Below are 20234 nucleotides of genomic sequence, written 5' to 3' on the forward strand. Positions count from 1 at the left end.
TGCCTTTTAACTAAGCATGTCCCCAAAAGGGGAAATTGAAGTTGAAATTAAAGTTGAAATTGAATTCCAAAAGGTATCGGGAGAATTCAAAGTATAACCTTGAATTTTGAACCTTGAACTTTGAATGCTCAAATGATTAACTTATAACTCTGAACTGATAACTCCATAACCCAAGAAAAAATGCCATTTTATCATAAACTCGGGAAAATTCCCCCAAAAAGACATACCCAATTCCGTAAACCGGATGGGACTTTGTATGCTGAACAGTTGTTCGGGACGATCGGTTTTGATGGGATGTACACCAACTCCTATCACGAACAGCGCCCAACACAGGTAAAAGCCATTCAAAAGCAATATAATGTGGCGCCAAAGATTGCCAAGGCCAATCACATCCAATCGTATCGTTTGCGCGGCTTTGAGGTCAAACCCGAAAATGATTATTTGGAAAGCCGAAAAACCGTTCTCACCAATTCCGATTGCAGCATCATTTTGGCCGCACCAAAACAGTCCACAAAGAACTATTTCTACAAAAACACCGATGCCGATGAATTGATCTTCATCCATAAAGGCAGTGGAAAGTTAAGGACACATTTGGGGAACCTCGACTTCAAATACGGCGATTATCTGTTAATACCAAGAGGCATCATCTATAAAATGGAATTTGATACCGAAGACAACCGCTTGTTTATCGTCGAATCGCGCCGACCAATTTACACGCCCAAACGTTACAGAAACTGGTTTGGTCAATTGTTGGAACATTCACCCTATTGCGAACGCGATATCCGAAAGCCAGAGGAGCTGGAAACCTATAATGAAACCGGAGACTTCTTGATCAAGGTTAAAAAACAGGACGATATTTTTGAGATGGTCTATGCCTCACATCCTTTTGATGTGGTGGGCTATGACGGCTACAATTATCCTTATGCGTTTTCAATCCATGATTTTGAGCCGATAACGGGACGCATCCATCAACCGCCACCAGTGCATCAAACTTTTGAAACCGATGCTTTTGTGGTGTGCAGTTTTGTGCCACGTTTGTATGATTACCATCCGTTGAGCATTCCTGCACCCTACAATCACAGTAATATTGATAGTGATGAGGTGCTGTATTATGTGGATGGCGATTTTATGAGTAGAAATGACGTTGCAGCAGGTCATATTTCGTTGCATCCTGCGGGCATTCCACATGGACCACACCCTGGATCGGTAGAGCGCAGCATCGGGAAAACCAAAACCGATGAATTGGCCGTGATGGTCGATACGTTCAAGCCTTTGAAAATTACGGAAGAGGCTTTAAAGATAGCGGATGAGGAGTATTTTAAGTCGTGGCTTTAAATAAGAATTAAGAAAATAGAGCATAGAGAAAAGAATATAGAGAATTGATAATGAGTCAAGAGTCATGATTCAAGAGCCAAGACAGGGAAAACTAATAGATGGCATTATTAGGGAAGCTCAATAAAAGTCAGCACTAAAATGGAAAAAATCAGGCTAGTGTCGTCAATAGTTTAAACTAATATTCATAAATAAAAAAAAGATCCATGATTTAAGAGTCAAGAGTCAAGACAGCCAAAACCAAAAGGTGGAATTATCAGATAAGTTCAACAAGAATCAAACTAAAACAAAAAGTGAGGCCATTGCCGCATATATTTTAAACTAACAACCATTAGAAGAAATCGAAACATAGAATAAAGATCAGGTAGGTCTCTTTTCTATTCTCTTTTTTCTATGGTCTAAAAAAACAATCATGAGTAAAGACATATCTTCCGTAGAATACGGACTAGAAAAAATTTTTGAAGGTGCAGAAGATTTTTTGCCTCTTCTTGGAACAGACTACGTAGAGTTTTACGTAGGAAATGCGAAACAAGCGGCACATTTTTATAAAACGGCTTTCGGATTTCAATCCTATGCCTATAAAGGTTTGGAGACGGGATCCAGAGATAAGGTGAGTTATGTGCTCAAACAGGATAAGATCCGATTGGTATTGACTACACCGTTAAATAGCAAATCGCCAATCAATGACCATATCGTCAAACATGGCGACGGCGTCAAAGTTGTTGCCCTTTGGGTGGACGATGCCCGAAGTGCCTATGAGGAAACCACCAAGCGCGGTGCCAAATCCTATATGGAACCTAAAGTTGAAAAAGATGAGCATGGTGAAGTGGTCACGGCGGGTATTTATACTTATGGCGAAACCGTTCACATGTTTGTGGAGCGTAAAAACTATAAGGGCACTTTTATGCCTGGGTTTAGAGAATGGAAATCGGATTACAATCCAGAGCCTACGGGATTAAAATTTATTGATCACATGGTCGGCAATGTCGGTTGGGGTGAAATGGATACTTGGGTCAAATGGTATGAAGAGGTCATGGGCTTTGTTAATTTTTTATCTTTTGATGACAAGCAGATCCATACCGAATATTCAGCCTTGATGAGTAAGGTGATGAGCAATGGCAACGGCCGTATCAAATTCCCGATCAATGAGCCTGCTGAGGGTAAAAAACGTTCCCAAATTGAAGAATACCTCGATTTTTATGAAAGTCCGGGAGTGCAGCACATCGCCGTTGCAACCGATGATATCATAACGACGGTTGCGCAATTGAAGTCTCGAGGTGTTGAATTTTTGTCCACACCACCAGAGGAATATTATAATGCAGTGCCGGGACGATTGGAAACGTATAGCCATGAATTACGCGAAGATATTGAAAAACTGAAAAACCTGGGCATTATGATTGATGCCGATGAAGAAGGGTATTTGTTGCAGATTTTCACAAAACCTGTGGAGGATAGGCCAACCTTATTTTTTGAAATCATTCAGCGAATGGGAGCAAAAGGCTTTGGAGCAGGAAATTTTAAGGCGCTCTTTGAATCGATTGAAAGAGAACAGGAATTGCGAGGCACATTATAAGCCAAACGCTAACAAATATTTAACTATTAAAACTCCGCATTAATTTGACGGAGTTTTATTGTTTTAATACTTTTGGAACGCTAATTGTAATTCTTGAGGATATATACGAAATCTTAGTAATTAAGGTTATACTTACAATTATTTAAATTATGAAAAAAGTAAAATTAGTTATAGCACTATTCTTCGTAATCCTCAGCGTCACTGCTCAAGAAAAACACGCCTTTCAGGAAGGGGAGTGGTTCAAGTTCCGGATGAGTTACAGTGGATTCTTAAAAGCTGGGAATGCTACTTTGGAAGTCAAGGAATCTCGGTTGAACGGAAGAGATGTCTTTCATGTTGTGGGCAAGGGCTGGACCACAGGAGCGATCAGATGGTTTTTCAAAGTGAAAGACCGGTATGAATCCTATTTTGATAAACAAACAGGGATGCCGTATAAGTTTATCAGGAATATTGATGAAGGTGGCTACACCAAGGATATTGAAATAGAATTTGACCACGTTGCTTCAAAGGCGCATGTCAACAATAAAAAGGAAAAAAAGAAAGCCTCCTTCACCATTGAAGAGAATGTTCAAGACATGGTTTCGGCGTTTTATTATTTAAGAAACAATTACAATACAAATACGATCAGTGAAGGTGATGTGGTGAGCTTAAACATGTTTTTTGATGAAGAAAACTATAATTTCAAGCTCAAGTTTTTAGGAAGAGAGGAACTGAAAACAACATTTGGCACCATCAAGACCCTTAAGTTCAGACCTTATGTTATGGCTGGACGTGTGTTTAAAGAAAAAGAAAGTTTGACTTTATGGGTCAGTGCTGACGACAATAAAATTCCGTTGCGAATCCAGGCCGATTTGGCTGTGGGCTCCTTGAGAGCAGATTTAGAAGCCTTCAAAGGCTTAAAACATTCATTTAAAGTACAGTTTTAGAACGCATGTCCAATCCAGAAAAATTAGATCCTATCCTAAAGGAACTTCAGAAAAAATACACTGCAATTGAGCAGGATACCCACACGTATTTAGAAGGCTTACTCTACAGTAAGCCTATTACGTATTGGGATTATATCCAAACGGATGCCTTATTAAATTTACAAATCCAAAGAACGACGCTTCCTGATGAAATGGTGTTTATCGGATACCACCAAATCAACGAATTACTTTTTAAAATGATTCTTTGGGAAATAGAACAGGTTTCTGAAAGCACTGCACTGACTGCAAAATTCTTCGCCTCAAAATTGATGCGGGTCAGTAGGTATTTTGACATGCTGACCACCTCTTTCAACATCATGAGAGAAGGTATGGATGTAGATCAGTACATGAAATTCAGAAGCACCTTAACACCAGCGAGTGGCTTTCAAAGTGCCCAATACCGATTGATCGAATTTGCATCTACAGAACTGATCAATCTTATCGACTATCGCTTCCGTAAAGACATTGACCGCAATACGCCTTATACACACGCTTTTGAACATTTGTACTGGCAAGCTGCGGGTAAAGATTACCAAACTGGAAAAAAATCGATTTTATTGATCAATTTTGAAAAACGCTATAAAGAGGAATTCTTAAGATTCATGGAAGCTCACAACACTAAAAATCTATGGACCAGATTTAAAGAACTTCCGAAAGCTGATCAAGAGAATGAAGATTTGGTGAAAGCCATGCGTCATTATGACCATACCGTCAATATAACATGGGTATTTGCGCATTACAATGCAGCCAAACACTATATTGAAAGTGGTTCTGGTGATGGTGAAGCTACTGGAGGAAGTGATTGGAAAAAATACATGCATCCAAAATACCAAAGACGCATATTTTTTCCTCAACTTTGGACGGAAAAGGAATTGGAAAATTGGGGAACGGAATTATAAAATTGAAAGAGTTAATGTATCAAAAAAGTTTAGTAGTAGCAGTTTTATTGGGATTGGTGATGTGGTCGTGCAAAGAGGATGTTGAAAAAATCAATCCAGAGCCTTTTCAAACCTATATAGCGCCTGTTGAGTTAAGAGAATTTGGATTTAACCTGAATGACTATGTGGTCAAACGGGACACCATTAGGTCAGGAGATAGTTTTGGGACCATCTTGCAAAGAAATAACATGAACTATCCCAAAATCTATCAAATTGCCGAAAGTGCTAAGGATTCTTACGATATCAGAAAACTTCAAATAGGAAAACCTTACACCTTGCTGTTGTCAAAGGACAGTCTGCAAACCCCGCAATGTTTTATTTATCAGGAGAATAATATAGACTATGTCGTGATCCATTTTGCGGATTCGATTGTAACCTACAAAGAGAAAAAACCGGTAACTATTGTGACCAAAGAAGCTTCTGGCGTGATCAACAATAATTTATCAGTAACCATGGATTCTCAAGGCTTACCACAAGCATTGATTGGCGAAATGGCGGATATTTATGCATGGACCATCAACTTCTGGAAACTGCAAAAAGGCGATAAGTTTAAGATCATTTACAGACAACGTTTTATTGAAGATTCAATCTACGCAGGGCTGGAAGGTATTGATGCCGCCTATTTTCAACATAAGGATGAAGACTTTTACGCCTTTAAATTTGAAACGGACTCCCTTACAAAAAACGCCGATTTCTTTGATGAAAAGGCCAAAAGTTTAAAGCGTGCCTTCTTAAAAGCGCCCGTTCAGTTTAGCCGTATTTCATCGCGCTATAATTTAAATCGACGGATTGCCTATTATGGATATGCTCTGCGGCCACATAAAGGTACCGACTTTGCAGCGCCCATTGGAACGCCCATTTTGGCAACGGCCAACGGCACGGTCACGGAATCCACTCAAAGAGGTGGCAATGGAAAATACGTGAAGATCAAACACAGTGACACCTATAGCACCCAATATTTGCACATGCGTAACCAAGCCGTGAAAAAAGGGCAATATGTGAAGCAAGGCGATGTGATTGGCTATGTGGGCATGACCGGAAATACCGGTGGACCACATGTCTGCTATCGCTTTTGGAAAAACGGGCAACAAGTGGATCCTTTTAAGGAAAAACTGCCAACCGCTGAGTCCATCCCAAATCATCTGGTGGTTAAATACCAAGACTTCATAATACCTTTAAGAGAGCGTTTGGATAAGATCCCTTACGAATATCAGAACGAAACGACGATAGAACAAGGCTATTCGATCACTAAAAACTAACTCATGGCATTACCAAAAATCAACCCAACCCATACTAAAGCGTGGGTAAAGCTTCAGGAACATTTTAAAGGCATAAAAGATGTGCACATGATGCAATGGTTTTCTGAAGATAAAAACCGTGCCTCTGATATGACCATCAGATGGGAAGATTTTTATGTGGACTATTCTAAAAATAGAATGGACGCTAAAACCATGGAGTTGCTATTGGAGCTCGCTGATGAAACCCAGTTGAGAACTGCAATTGATAAGCAGTTTCAAGGCGATATCATCAATGAAACAGAGGGTAGGGAAGTTTTGCACACCGCTTTAAGAAGTCCAAAATCTGCTAAAGTAACGGTGGAAGGTCAGGATATTATGCCTGAGATCCATGAGGTAAAATTAAAAATCAAAGACTTTACGACTGACATTGTCGATGGAAAAAGAAAAGGGTATACCAATAAAGCATTTACAGATGTGGTGAACATTGGCATTGGTGGTTCTGATTTAGGGCCTGCCATGGTGGTGGATGCGCTTCAGTATTATAAAAATCACTTGACTACGCATTTTGTGAGCAATGTGGATGGCGATCACGTCAACGAGGTTTTAAAAAAGCTCAATCCAGAAACCACGTTGTTTGTCATAGTTTCCAAAACATTTACCACACAAGAAACCTTATCCAACGCCAACACCATAAAAGACTGGTTCTTAAAATCGGCGTCAGAAAATGATGTTGCCAAACACTTTGTGGCCGTATCTACAAATATTGAAAATGTCAAAAACTTTGGCATTGATGAAAATAATATTTTCCCGATGTGGAATTGGGTTGGCGGTCGTTTTTCGTTGTGGAGCGCCGTTGGATTATCAATAAGTCTGGGCGCAGGTTATGACAATTTTGATAAGTTGTTAGCTGGTGCCCATGACATGGATGAGCATTTCAAATCGGCAGATTTTAATACGAATCTACCAGTTGTTTTGGCATTGATCGGCATTTGGTACACCAACTTCTTTAAATCTGAAAGTGAAGCCGTCATTGGGTATTCACAATATTTAAATCAGTTTGCCACCTATTTACAACAGGCCAATATGGAAAGTAATGGCAAAAGTGTGGATAGAAATGGCGACAAGGTCACCTATCAAACAGGCAATATTGTATGGGGAGAGCCAGGCACAAACTCGCAACATGCCTTTTTTCAATTGATTCACCAAGGCACCAAACTCATTCCGGCCGATTTTATCGGGTTTGGGAAATCGTTGCATGGCAATAAGGACCATCAGGATAAATTGATGTCCAATTTTATCGCGCAGACTGAAGCGCTTTTAAATGGAAAATCAAAAAATGAGGTCGTTTCTGAGTTAAAAAGTCAAAACACTTCCGAAGACACCATACAACAGTTGATGCCCTTTAAAGTATTTGAAGGTAACAAGCCAACCAATACTTTATTGATTGATCAGTTGACACCTGAAAGTTTAGGGAAGCTGATAGCCCTTTATGAGCACAAGATCTTCGTGCAAGGGGTGATTTGGAACGTTTATAGTTATGATCAATTTGGGGTTGAGCTCGGAAAGCAATTGGCCACTAATATTCTAAAAGAGATCTCAACAACCGAGACTATTGTGAATCATGATAGTTCTACACGCAATTTATTAGAGCATTATAAGAATTTTAGTTAAAGTTTGTTTAAAACTTTTGTAAAACTTATTTTATTATGCATGCATTGTATCCTATAAATCTATTAACTTCGCACTGTTAAAATTTCTTAACGTTTTAGTAATATTAAATCATAATAATGGCTTAATTTTGCGCAAAATTTAAAATCTAATTTTAAACATTAAAAATGAAAAAACTTACTCAATTCTTAATGATGGCTGTAGCATTACTAACTACTGCAGTCATGACGGCTCAAGTAACTTCTTCCAGTATGAGTGGTCGGGTTACAGATGCTGAAGGTCCAGTTATGGGGGCAACAGTCATTGCTACCCACGTACCTTCAGGAACGACTTACGGATCGATTACCAATGATGATGGTCGATTCAATTTACCTGGGATGCGTGTTGGCGGACCATACACTGTAGAAGTGTCATATATTGGATATGGGACAAACACAACGAGTGATATTGTAATTGGCTTGGGTGCCGGTTATCTTCATGACGTGGTTTTAAGTGAAGAAAGTGTTTCTTTAAGTCAGGTGGTCATTTCTGCCAAAAGAACAAGGTTTTCAACAGAGAAAACTGGTGCAGTAACCAACATCTCAAATGCACAGTTGACTGCAATGCCAACCATTAACAGAAGTATTACTGATATTGCCAAACTTTCTCCTTATTCAAATGGGATGAGTATTGCTGGTGGTGACGGTCGTTCTACTAACTTTACGGTAGATGGTGCAAACTTTAACAACAACTTTGGATTGAGTTCAAGTCTGCCTGCTGGTGGAAGTCCAATTTCATTGGATGCTATTGAAGAAGTTCAAGTGGTCGTTGCGCCATTTGATGTGCGTCAAACGAATTTTATTGGCGGTGGTATTAACGCAATTACTAAATCAGGAACCAACAGATTTAAAGGTTCTGCTTACACCTATTTCAACAACCAAGATATGCGAGGTAACCGCATTGGTGATGTTCAGTTTGGTGATCGTGACGATGAGTCAAAAACAATTTATGGTATGACTTTAGGTGGTCCGATCATTAAAAATAAGTTGTTCTTTTTTGTGAATGCTGAAAAAGAAGTACGTCCAGGACAGGTTGTAAGTTGGAGACCATCTGAAGATGGTGTAGCCGACCTTGATTTGTCACTTTCCCGTACCAGTATTGCTGATATGGAACGCGTAAAACAACATTTAATTACCAATTACGGTTACAATCCAGGATCGTACAGTAATTATCCTTCCGATGAAAGCAATAAAAAATTCCTTGTACGTTTGGACTGGAACATCAATCCTACCAACAAATTGAGTGTACGTTATAACTACGCTAAAAACCAAGGATGGAATGCAACCAACGGCAACTCAAATAATGCAGGTTTTCGTAACAGAGGGATGAACCGTATTTCAGAACATTCTATGGCATTCTCAAACTCTACGTACTCCATGGATAATATTGTGAATTCATTGTCTTTGGATTTAAACAGTAGAATTTCAGACAAGCTTTCAAATCAGTTGCTTGTTACCTCTTCAAAAATAGAAGATGCACGTGGAACAAATTCCTCACCTTTCCCATTTATTGATATATTGAATGGTACTACACCAAGTGGAACGCAAAGTCAAGAGCCTTATATGTCTGCAGGTTATGAGTTATTCACCTGGAATAATGCGGTCAACAATAATACATTCACGATTACTAATAATTTGACCTATTATTTAGACAATCATAAAATAACTGGAGGCTTAAGTTATGAGCACCAATTGGCAAACAACTCTTATATGAGAAATGGTACTGGGTACTATCGTTATGCCAGTATTGATGACTTCCTTAATCAAGCCGCTCCTACTGATTTTGCACTAACTTATGGTTACGATGGTGAGAAAAATCCAACCGCTGAAGTTGCTTTTAATCAGTTTGGAATTTACCTTCAGGATGACTGGGATGTGAATGCTAATTTCAAATTATCTTATGGTATCCGTGCTGATTATTTGAAATATGAGGACAATATCTTAAGAAACAACGCCATCTATGATATAGATTTTGGTGGGAAACGTGTTGATACCGGCAAATGGCCAGATGCTAACGTTCAAGTGTCTCCAAGAGTTGGATTCTCATGGGATATTAAAGGTGACCAATCGATGAAACTTCGTGGTGGAACAGGTATCTTCTCAGGAAGGTTGCCATTGGTATTCTTCACAAACATGCCAACCAACTCAGGAATGGTACAAGGAAGTTATGCTGCCGTTACAAGATATAACACCGATGGTACAGTAAATACAGCAGGTTCTGATTTAGCTGTTTTAGATAGATTAGCTGGACCAATGATTACTGATGTAGCTGAAATGATTGATAGATTGGGTCTACCAAGTACAATTAGACCAGAAGATGGAGAGTTGCCTGGTGACGTTAATGGTGTAGATCCTAATTTCAAAATGCCACAAGTTTGGAAAACGTCTTTAGCATTTGATTATGACATTCCTGTTTCTTTCCCATTGTCAGTTACATTGGAAGGGATATACACAAAAAACATTAATGGTGTCATGCTTAAAAACTATGACTTGAAAGAAGTAGATGGCTCATGGGAACGTTTCTCAGGGTCTGACAACAGATATATTTATCCTGATAGAAGTGATTTGACCCATGTTGGTAGAGATGCTTACGTATTGACAAATACCAGTGAAGGATGGGGTGCTATTGGTAATATTACAGTAAACGCAGAGCCTGTTGAAGATTTGCGATTAATGGCTGCATATACCTATACCGAGTCACAAGAAATTACAGGCATGCCTGGTAGTAATGCCGGATCTGCTTACGGTGGATTGATTGGTGTTAACGGACCACACTTACCAGAACTTCAACGTTCACAATATGTTGTGCCAAGTAGAGTAATTGGATCAGCGGGGTACAAACTTCCTTGGTCTAACAACCTATTGGAATCGGCTACTTTCATCAATGTGTTCTATTCAGGTTCTTCGTCTAACGGATATAGCTATACCTATTCAAATGATATGAATGGCGATGGAAATAATACAGATTTAATTTATATTCCTAAAGGTAGAGGAGATATTCAGTTTGTCAGTACTGCTGATGAAGATGCGTTCTTTAATTTTATGGCACAAGATAAATACCTTAAAAACAATAAAGGTAAATATGCTGAAGCCAATGCCGTTCGCACGCCGTGGGTTCACACTTTCGATTTGAGGTTAACACGTGAGTATTATTTCAACGTTTTAGATACTAGAAATACATTACAGTTTAGTTTGGATTTCTTGAATGTAGGGAACCTTATTAATTCAAAATGGGGTGTTAGTCAAAGAAACAATATCGCGAATAGAGGCCAAATTCTGAAGTATGAAGGAAAAGATGCCAATAACGTCCCTTCGTATTCTTTTGCAAAATCTAGCGGTGATTATATAACTGATTCATTTGATTATAACTATTTCTATGGTGAAACATGGAAACTTCAAGTAGGTGTTAAATATTCATTCTAATCACATAGTTCAAAAGATAGCAACGTTTACCCGTTGTTGACTTATACCAAAGCGTCCATCAAATTGATGGACGCTTTTTTTATGGATAATGTTCAATAGATTTCTTGATGCCCATAGGATATGAAATCTAAATCAAATAGCATCTGTGTTAAAGGATTTTAAACACTTCTAAGGTTGTAATTTGAGGTTCGGCAGCTCTTCGTCAATTTGACTGTAATCGGCCTGTTACAAGGCTTTGTTAGCCGTAGAGTGTAAAGTAGTGCCTCACACTATGTACTTGTTTTATATTGAAGGGTTTTTTGAGCTTCTCTATTTAATTTTGATCAATAGAATTTGACGGAGCTTCCTAGGGCACATTCTCAAGAAGTCCCCTGTATTAATTCCAAGAGCCCCGTAGGGGGCGATATCTTGATAGCACCTAGGTAAATACATAGCCAAAGCCCCATAGGGGCGACATCTTTATCGGAACGACATTTTTTTGATGAAAATTAACGCCGTTGTTGGTGTTTCTCAACGACAATCCAATGGTAACAGATCCTAAACACATAAACCAAAAAAAAGCCCCTAACTCTTTTGGAAAGAAGTCGGGGCTTTTATATATAGTATGAGATTACTGTCTTCGCAGGAATTAATTACCACAGCCCCAGCGGGGCGTCATCTTAGTAGAAATGATCAATAGTTAGTTTCAAAGCTCCGTAGGGGCGACATATTGATAGTGCTTTATTTTTGACGAAAACAAACGCTATTGTTGGTGTTTTTCACCTACAATTCACCGAAAAATCTAATTAAATGTGAACGTTAAAAATGAGAACCAATAAAAAAAGCCACCATATCTTTTTATAAAGATAAAATGGCTTTTATAGTATGAGATTCCTGCCTTCGCAGGAATTGGGCTGTCCTAAAGAACTAATGAGAATATATAATCAGAGCCCCAGCGGGGCGAAATATTAGTAGAAACAGGGTGCGTAAATCTATAGCCCCAGGAGGGCGACATCTTTCTCAGGGCAAGATGTTTTCAGACTAAAATTAACGTCGTTGTTGGTGTTTTTCAACGACAATGCAATGGTAACAGATCCTAAACACATAACCCAAAAAAAAGTCCCTACCTCTTTTGGAAAGAAGTAGAGGCTTTTATAGTATGAGATTCCTGCCTTCGCAGGAATGGGGCTACCCTAAAGACACACGTTTAAAGTCTGTTACTTTAACATCGCCATAAGATTCCACATATTTAGCAACATTTATTTTTTCATCCTTAATGAACGTTTGGTCCAACAAACATTTTTCTTGATCTAATGTGGTGTTGTCTGAAATAAAACGCTCCATTTTACCTGGAAGGATTCTGTCCCAGATTTGCTCTGGTTTCCCTTCAGCTTTCAATTCAGCTTTCGCGTCTTCTTCAGCTTTTGTCAATACTTCTGGGGTCAATTGAGCCATAGAAATGTATTGAGGTACGTTTTTAGGAGTTTTGTTCATACGCGCGCGCTCTTCATTATCTTTTTCAATAACAGCAATTCTCGCATCGGTTTCTGCAGCAATGAATGCAGGATCAAAATCTTTGTAAGATAATGTTGTAGCACCCATAGAAGCCACTTGCATGGCGATATCTTTCGCTAATTCGTCAGCTTTATCAACTTTAGCAGAGAAGCCAACAAGAGCAGCAATTTTATTAATGTGAACATAAGCCCCAACATAAGGCGCTTCCAATTTCTCAAATGCATTCAAGTCGATTTTTTCACCAATCACACCTGTTTGCTCAATCAATTTGTCGGCAACAGTCATTCCACCAAAGTCAGCAGCAAGTACTTCTTCTTTAGAATTATAGTTGATAGCAATATCAGCAATCTCATTTGCCAAGGCAATAAAAGATTCGTTTTTACCAACAAAATCAGTTTCACATCCAACCACAATGGCTACACCAACAGTGTTGTCATCATTTATTTTAGCAACAGCAGCACCTTCAGTAGAATCTCTGTCAGCTCTTTGATCGGCAACCTTTTGACCTTTTTTACGCAATATGCTAATTGCTTTGTCAAAATCTCCTTCAGCCTCAACCAAAGCTTTTTTACAATCCATCATTCCGGCACCTGTAGTTTGTCTAAGTTTATTAACTTCTGCAGCTGTTATTTTTGTCATAATTTCTAAGTGTATTTTATTAAAAAAGTCGTTCAATTAATTTTCAACAAAGAAAAGAACCAAACGACTTTAAGATGTTATATTAATATGTTTATTCTTCTTCGTCAGCGGCTACCTTCTTTGCAACTGCTTTCTTTTCTTTTTTCTCTTCCTTGTCTGCTTTCTCTACTTTTTCTTTTTTCTCAGCTTTTACAACTTTTTCTTCTTTGCCTTCTTTGTCGGTTTTCTCTGATTTACGTTCAGATAAACCATCAGCGATAGCAGAGGTGATAAGCGTTAAAACTTTATCAATAGATTTTGAAGCATCATCATTTGAAGGAATTACGTATTCTACCTGACGTGGATCAGAATTCGTGTCCACCATTGCAAAGATTGGAATGTTTAATTTCTGGGCTTCTCTAATAGCAATGCTTTCACGTTTAATATCCACTACAAATAAAGCACCTGGCAAACGGGTCATCTCTGAAATTGAACCTAAGTTTTTCTCTAACTTAGCTCTTAAACGGTCAACTTGTAAACGTTCTTTTTTAGACAATGTCAAGAATGTACCATCTTTCTTCATTCTATCAATCATAGCCATTTTCTTAACGGCTTTTCTGATAGTTACAAAGTTGGTCAACATTCCGCCTGGCCATCTTTCAGTAATGTAAGGCATGCTTACAGCACCTGCTTTCTCAGCAACGATGTCTTTAGCTTGTTTTTTTGTAGCTACAAATAAAATCTTCTTTCCTGAAGCTGCAATTTTATGAAGCGCCTCAGACGATTCTTTAATTTTTGCGGCTGTTTTGTAAAGATTGATGATATGGATGCCATTACGCTCCATATAAATGTAAGGAGCCATATTTGGATCCCATTTTCTTGTCAAGTGACCAAAGTGTACACCTGCTTCAAGTAATTCTTTAACTTCTATACTTTCCATTTTGTAATAGTTTACGTTCTGTTGAATTAGCAATGATAAAGTGGTTTCCACCGTGGCGGAGCGCCTTTACCATTTAGATGCTAAACTAAATCCTCACGAGGTAACGTGATAGACAACATTAACTGGTTATTTTGTTTGTTTTTTTTAAAAAACTCGATTGGAAATACGTTTGATACTATTCCCAATCAAGATGGTAATAATAAGATTAACGTTTAGAGAATTGGAATTTCTTACGTGCTTTCTTCTGACCGAATTTCTTACGTTCAACCATTCTTGGGTCTCTTGTTAACAATCCTTCTGGTTTCAGGATCAATCTGTTTTCAGGATCAATCTCACACATAACGCGAGATAATGCTAAACGGATTGCTTCTGCTTGACCAGTAATACCACCTCCATATACATTTACTGTAATATCAAAGTTGCTTTCATTGTTAGTCATGACCAAAGGTTGGTTTACTTTGTACTGTAGTGCAGCACTTGGAAAGTAGACCGGCATGTCTTTTTTATTAATTGTGATGTTCCCTTTTCCTGAGGCAACATACGCGCGAGCAACAGCCGTCTTTCTACGGCCAATTTTGTGAATTACTTCCATTTACTTGAATTCGTTTAAGTTAATTGTTTTTGGCTTTTGAGCAGCATGTGTGTGCTCAGTACCAACCACAACGGTTAGGTTACGGAATAATTCTGCACCTAATTTGTTTTTAGGGAGCATCCCTTTTACTGATTTCTCTACTACTCTAGACGGATCCTTTCCGAATAGTTCCATAGCAGTTAAAAATTTCTGACCACCTGGATACCCTGTGTGACGAATGTAAGTTTTATCGTTCCACTTGTTTCCTGTTAAGTTGATTTTTTCAGAGTTGATAACAATGACGTTATCTCCGCAATCAACGTGTGGTGTGAAGTTAGGTTTGTGTTTGCCTCTTAAAAGTTTTGCAACTTTTGAAGCTAAACGACCTAGTGATTGCCCTTCAGCGTCCACCAAAACCCACTGCTTATCCACAGTAGCTTTGTTAGCTGAAATCGTTTTGTAGCTTAATGTATTCACACTAATTAATTTTTATTTGTCACGTTGTTGGCGTGACGAGTTAAACATTCCTCTCTTAAAAAGAGTTTGCAAATTTACGATAATCTATGTGATTACCAAATAGTATGATGCGAAATTTGTTGATAAAATTTCGCGGTTTTGGGTTTGTCTTATTCGTGGGATAGTTTTTCGCTATTTTAAAATGCAGGAAGCGATTTAAATGTGCCTAATGCTTTATGAATGATTGGGTTACTTAAGATCTAAATGAGAAGAATTTAGTGAAGCGTTTTATAACCTAATCTCCACATAAAAATTGTTTTTTATCTGAGTTATTAACATCTAAATCCCGTCAAAAAGTGATTCTTCAACCTAAAACTCATTGGATGCGATCATTCGAATTGGTCGAAGACCTTTCCACTCATTTTTTTTAAAATCAAAATATAGACCTGATTAACCTGAATAGGTACAATTGACTTCTTCACACAAAAGACCTCATAAAAAAAATCCTTAAGCCTCTCCTTTGAAATAGATCAACCCAAAATTTCGATTAGGGAGTGCTTACCCGCTCTAAGGTCTTAATCTTTCGGTTGCCCCAATAGAGTATGATTACAGAAACGCTAGCACATAAAAACATAATTCCTGTCATGGGAAGCGGCGTTTCGTTACTAAGTGTGGAGACTAGTGCAGTAATTATGGCACCGATTCCTAACTGTAGCGCGCCCATAAGAGCAGAAGCCGTTCCTGCACTCTTTTCAAAGGGTGCAAGCGACAAGGCTGAAGTGTTTGGGAAGGCAAAACCTTGGGTGCTCAAGAATAGAAACACCAAAACGATCATGGAATACATTTCAATAAGCTGAAATATGGTGCCGAAAAATAACAGTGCCCCAGCTACGACTTGGCATAACAGGGTGACTTTTACAATTTGTTGGCTTGTGTATTTTTTTAGCATAAACGTGTTTACCTGGCTGGCGGTCACCAAACCCATGGCAATAATCCCAAAAATCCATCCGTATTGTTTTTCAGAAACTCCGTAAAGTTCCATAAATACGTGAGGTGAACCGGCTATATAAGCATATAGGCCACTGGCGGCAAAAGATCCCGTTAGGGTGTACGTATAAAATTGAGGTGTTTTCAATACATTCCAAAACTTGGTCATGATTGGTTTCGGTTTTAATGACATCGTTGTGTCAGGTGGTGCTCCTAAAGGAAGCCAGAAGTAAACGAGAAGAATATTAAGTGCCACGAGCACCGCCAAAATTATAAATATGGAATGCCAGCCCCAATGAGCTGTGGCGAAACCACCCAGAGTAGGGGCAACAATTGGCGAAACAGCAATCACCAACATCAGCAGACTGAATATTTTTGCGGTTTCAGTTACCGGAAAGAGGTCGCGGACCAAAGCTCGGGCAGCCACCATCCCGGCGCATCCCCCCAATGCTTGTATAAATCGGGCGAGAATCAGGGAATCTACTGAAGTCACATACACAATATAAACAGATGCAAATAAATAGATAAACAGCCCAACCAAGAGCGGGGTCCGCCTCCCGAACCTATCCAGCAAGGGCCCATAGATCATTTGTCCAAGGCTCACACCAACGAAATAACTGGATAAAGAAAGCGCCACGCGTCCCGTAGTAGAGTTTAGATCGCGCGCTATCTCTGGGAATCCTGGTAAATAGAGGTCAATCGAAAATGGTCCAAGGGCTGAGAGCAGGCCTAAAATGAGAATGATAAGATTTCGTTTTTTCTTTTGCATTTTGCTTATAACAGTTTGCAAAATTACAAAAGACGGATTTGTTATTGGCCTGTATTACTATTTGATTAAGCTTTATCCAAATGACCTACGGAAAAGCATTTCAGAAAATAGGTGATATCTAATTTTGATAGGGCTATGACACAGTATATAAAAGAGAATCGCAAAGGTCGAAATGCGAGCGCTTTCAGTGCAACTTAGCGATGCGGTATCATGAATTCCAAAAAATAACAATAGTATCACGCTGAGAACAGAAACAGTCACGTTTATATTTTTACATTTTGAAATCAATACTTTCAAAGCCATCCACGAAGAATACCTAAAAACCTTCCCAAACTATTAAGACCATGCGCTATCTCGGGAAATCCTGGCAAGTATAGTTCTATTGATAATGGTTTCAATTCAGAGCGCAGGCCCAGAATGAGGATGAGGAGGTTTTGTTTTTTGATTTGCACTATGGTAATAAAATCTTGCAAAATTATTAAAGTAGAGTCTATTGCATAGCGTTGATGTAGTAGAGATTATTATGACTCTAAAGGAATTATAAATTAATGTTTCAACATGCTTTTACAAATCATCTTACGATTAGAAACATGAGTTAATTTTACGTTTTTACTTGCAGTAAGAGTTCTGCTATACATATATGCTCAATATCCTATGTTGGTAGTTGTGTTAGTTTGACCTTTTCTTAATGGTCCTTTTAGATTTACTCTTAATCTTATGATTTCTTTTATTCAGCTTCGTTGTCTTTTTCTGAATTTTTGCGCTGGCCCCAACTGATTCTAATAGTTTTTTTATTCTTTCAGAAGCTCTTAAATCCATGTTTTCTTGAACGACGTCAAGTTCATTCACAATTTGTTCTGCTTCTTTCAATCCTCCGCCTCTAATTTCTCGTACAGCTTTAATTACTCCTGTTTTATTAATTCCAGCACTCGTTAATTTGACTGAATAGTTTCCATCGGATATTTCTTGGTTGTTATTGGATATAGCTGGATTGATAGGACTGTTCGGTAGCATTTCATATAAATTCACACGGGAATTTTGAAGGTTTGGAGAAGTCATTTTATTAATTTTTGCGCTTGCTCCGACTGATTCTAACATTCTTTTTATTCTTTCGGCAGTTCTTAAATCGATGTCTTCTTGAACGACGTCAAGTTGATTCACAATTCGTTCTGCTTCTTTCAATCCGCCGCCTCTAATTTCTCGTACAGCTTTAATTACTCCTGTTTTATTAATTCCTGCACTCGTTAATTTGACTGAATAGTCTCCATCGGATATTTCTTGGTTGTTATTGGATATAGCTGGTTTGATAGGACTGTCCGGTAGCTTTTCATATAAATTCACACTGGAATTTTGAAGGTTTGGAGAAGTCATTTTTTCAATTTTTGCGCTTGCTCCGACCGATTCTAACATTCTTTTTATTCTTTCGACAGTTCTTAAATCGATGTCTTCTTGAACGACATCAAGTTGATTCACAATTTGTTCTGCTTCTTTCAATCCGCCGCCTCTAATTTCTCGTACAACTTTAATTACTCTTGTTTTATTGGTTCCTACACTTAATAACCTTACCAAATACTTGTCATCGGACAAATTAGGTTGGAGTACATTGATCTTAACCTTCGCACCCAATTTTTTAAGTTGATTGGCGAGAACATTTGCCTCATTAATTTTTAGATCAGTTTTTACGATGCCGCCATAGTTTACTAATTTGTTTATCTGTTCTATTTTTCCCTCTCCTAAATAGTTTATTAAAAATTGCGTAATTTCTGATTTTCCATGCCCCACGGGAGATAAAATCACCTCATATAAATCTGAGGTAATCTTCATAACATCATGCATTGAAATCAAATGATCTGCCAATTGACAATTAGGCATCAAAGGATTCATCTCTACCATTAGGCTTTTAGACTGCTCATAATTTTTGACATATATAGCATTCAACTCTTTTGAGCTTCCAAGAAAGGATATAAATAAAAACAATCCAGTGATTATAATTCTTAAAGGGTTGTTGGTTAGCGTCTTCATGATTTGATTTATTTAAAAAAAATGGATCCAACTTTTCTTGAGTTAACGAAATTACTCGTAATCTACCTAAAATATGACAGATAAATAGGTGACGAATTAAAATTATTCAGGTTAAAAGCGCCTGTTCTTCTCATCTTTTAATTGATTTATACCCAATATATCATATTATCTGCCATTTGTGTATAGTGGAAAACCCAATGTATATTGATTAACTTCAACTCAAGAAATTTTTGTGCTCATCAACTCACTCAGTGTGCAAGTGAATGGAAATGCAGAAGCATTCCCAGTTTTGTAATTCGGTAATTTATTAAAATCCCATGTATTGTTCCCAAAAAGATTCTTATCAACTTTTCTATTTTAATGACCAAGTAGTTTTTCTTTAAATCAGAGGTACTTTTTGATTTTGGATAACCTGTTTTTTCTAAATTTAATCTATTATATACTTGTGGACCTCTGCTGACAATTTTCCATAAATCATATGAACCGCTTGATTTATGAGTGCGAAGAAGAAGATATTTTGCTGAAACTGTTTCTTTGTCTAAAACTAAAGATTCCCGACCTTAATCCATTCGGAAATTATACGTTCCATTTTTTGAAATCCAATTATATTGGGCCTGTGTATTATCATCATTTAAATACTCAGGAATTGGTTCAGTAATTTCATTAGGGGTATCATTTTTCTAAAACTTGAAATTTTTTGTTTGCTAAATTTTCACGTTGCGAAGCTGTATTTAAGAAGTGTTTAAAACCAATTTAGCAATGAGATGTCGCTAATAGCACTGTGGTAGTGGTAATTTCGACTTAGCGATGCGTATCATGAATTCTTATGTGTGAAAATAAAACTGGATATGTGTGCTAATGGGAATTTGGCATCAAAACAAGTAAATGAGAATTGATTTTTATAGTATCTTTCCATAAAATTATACTTCTCATGAATACATTTAAAGCCGTTCATACAGAATATTTGAGACCGTCAAGAACTATTGAGACAGTTCTCGTATCGAATGAAAAATTAAGTCAAGTATTCTTTGTTTATAATTATGAAGGAAACTCTTTTAGAGTTTTTAAAAATCATTTGGATTTGATACTGTTCTTTCAGGATAAGGCTGAAGCCGATTATGAGTTTGGAACGGAGCTGGAGCTGGATGGGTTTTTGGGTGAGGTGAATTTATCACACTAATTCAAAGCTTATAATAACCGCA

At 37.9% G+C, this 20234-nt stretch carries 14 protein-coding genes; 8 read left to right on the top strand and 6 right to left on the bottom strand.

Annotated elements, in window-relative coordinates:
* The first annotated feature begins 180 nt into the window (after positions 1–180).
* The 7 genes from J4051_RS01995 (at position 181) to J4051_RS02025 (ending at position 11175) form a co-directional block, all read left to right on the top strand.
* Complete coding sequence (locus tag J4051_RS01995) at positions 181–1335, top strand: homogentisate 1,2-dioxygenase (protein WP_208232065.1); 1155 nt, start codon at positions 181–183, stop codon at positions 1333–1335.
* 409 nt (positions 1336–1744) lie between these two features.
* The gene (hppD, locus tag J4051_RS02000) at positions 1745–2905 is read left to right on the top strand and encodes a 4-hydroxyphenylpyruvate dioxygenase (protein ID WP_208232066.1); all 1161 of its coding nucleotides are present in this window, start codon (positions 1745–1747) and stop codon (positions 2903–2905) included.
* Positions 2906–3054: 149 nt separating this feature from the next.
* Positions 3055–3831, top strand: a complete 777-nt coding sequence (locus J4051_RS02005; RefSeq protein ID WP_208232067.1) for a DUF3108 domain-containing protein — start codon at positions 3055–3057, stop codon at positions 3829–3831.
* Positions 3832–3836: 5 nt separating this feature from the next.
* Positions 3837–4769, top strand: a complete 933-nt coding sequence (locus J4051_RS02010) for a tryptophan 2,3-dioxygenase family protein (protein WP_208232068.1) — start codon at positions 3837–3839, stop codon at positions 4767–4769.
* A 14-nt stretch (positions 4770–4783) separates the two neighbouring features.
* Positions 4784–6067 (top strand): peptidoglycan DD-metalloendopeptidase family protein, encoded by a 1284-nt coding sequence (locus tag J4051_RS02015; protein ID WP_208232069.1) that lies wholly within the window; start codon positions 4784–4786, stop codon positions 6065–6067.
* Between the two features lie 3 nt (positions 6068–6070).
* The gene (gene pgi / locus J4051_RS02020; protein ID WP_208232070.1) at positions 6071–7717 is read left to right on the top strand and encodes a glucose-6-phosphate isomerase; all 1647 of its coding nucleotides are present in this window, start codon (positions 6071–6073) and stop codon (positions 7715–7717) included.
* Between the two features lie 164 nt (positions 7718–7881).
* Entirely contained in the window at positions 7882–11175 is a 3294-nt protein-coding gene (locus J4051_RS02025) for a TonB-dependent receptor (protein WP_208232072.1), read from the top strand.
* Positions 11176–12342: 1167 nt separating this feature from the next.
* Here the strand turns inward: J4051_RS02025 and tsf are convergent.
* The 6 genes from tsf to J4051_RS02055 all read right to left on the bottom strand — a co-directional run bounded on the left by tsf (position 12343) and on the right by J4051_RS02055 (position 18987).
* The gene (tsf, locus tag J4051_RS02030) at positions 12343–13308 is read right to left on the bottom strand and encodes a translation elongation factor Ts (protein ID WP_208232074.1); all 966 of its coding nucleotides are present in this window, start codon (positions 13306–13308) and stop codon (positions 12343–12345) included.
* 91 nt (positions 13309–13399) lie between these two features.
* Complete coding sequence (gene rpsB, locus J4051_RS02035) at positions 13400–14227, bottom strand: 30S ribosomal protein S2 (protein WP_208232076.1); 828 nt, start codon at positions 14225–14227, stop codon at positions 13400–13402.
* A gap of 205 nt (positions 14228–14432) precedes the next feature.
* Complete coding sequence (rpsI, locus tag J4051_RS02040) at positions 14433–14819, bottom strand: 30S ribosomal protein S9 (protein ID WP_208232078.1); 387 nt, start codon at positions 14817–14819, stop codon at positions 14433–14435.
* Complete coding sequence (rplM, locus tag J4051_RS02045) at positions 14820–15275, bottom strand: 50S ribosomal protein L13 (RefSeq protein WP_208232080.1); 456 nt, start codon at positions 15273–15275, stop codon at positions 14820–14822. It lies immediately after the preceding gene.
* Positions 15276–15801: 526 nt separating this feature from the next.
* Positions 15802–17010 (bottom strand): Bcr/CflA family multidrug efflux MFS transporter, encoded by a 1209-nt coding sequence (locus J4051_RS02050; RefSeq protein ID WP_208232082.1) that lies wholly within the window; start codon positions 17008–17010, stop codon positions 15802–15804.
* 669 nt (positions 17011–17679) lie between these two features.
* Positions 17680–18987: a ribosomal protein L7/L12 gene (locus J4051_RS02055; protein ID WP_208232084.1), complete on the bottom strand. Its 1308-nt coding sequence runs from the start codon at positions 18985–18987 to the stop codon at positions 17680–17682.
* Between the two features lie 976 nt (positions 18988–19963).
* Here J4051_RS02055 and J4051_RS02060 point away from each other — a divergent pair.
* Complete coding sequence (locus tag J4051_RS02060) at positions 19964–20212, top strand: hypothetical protein (protein ID WP_182203394.1); 249 nt, start codon at positions 19964–19966, stop codon at positions 20210–20212.
* The last annotated feature ends 22 nt before the right edge of the window (positions 20213–20234 follow it).

Origin of the sequence: Gelidibacter pelagius (genome assembly GCF_017581925.1) — a bacterium.
GTDB lineage: Bacteria > Bacteroidota > Bacteroidia > Flavobacteriales > Flavobacteriaceae > Gelidibacter > Gelidibacter pelagius.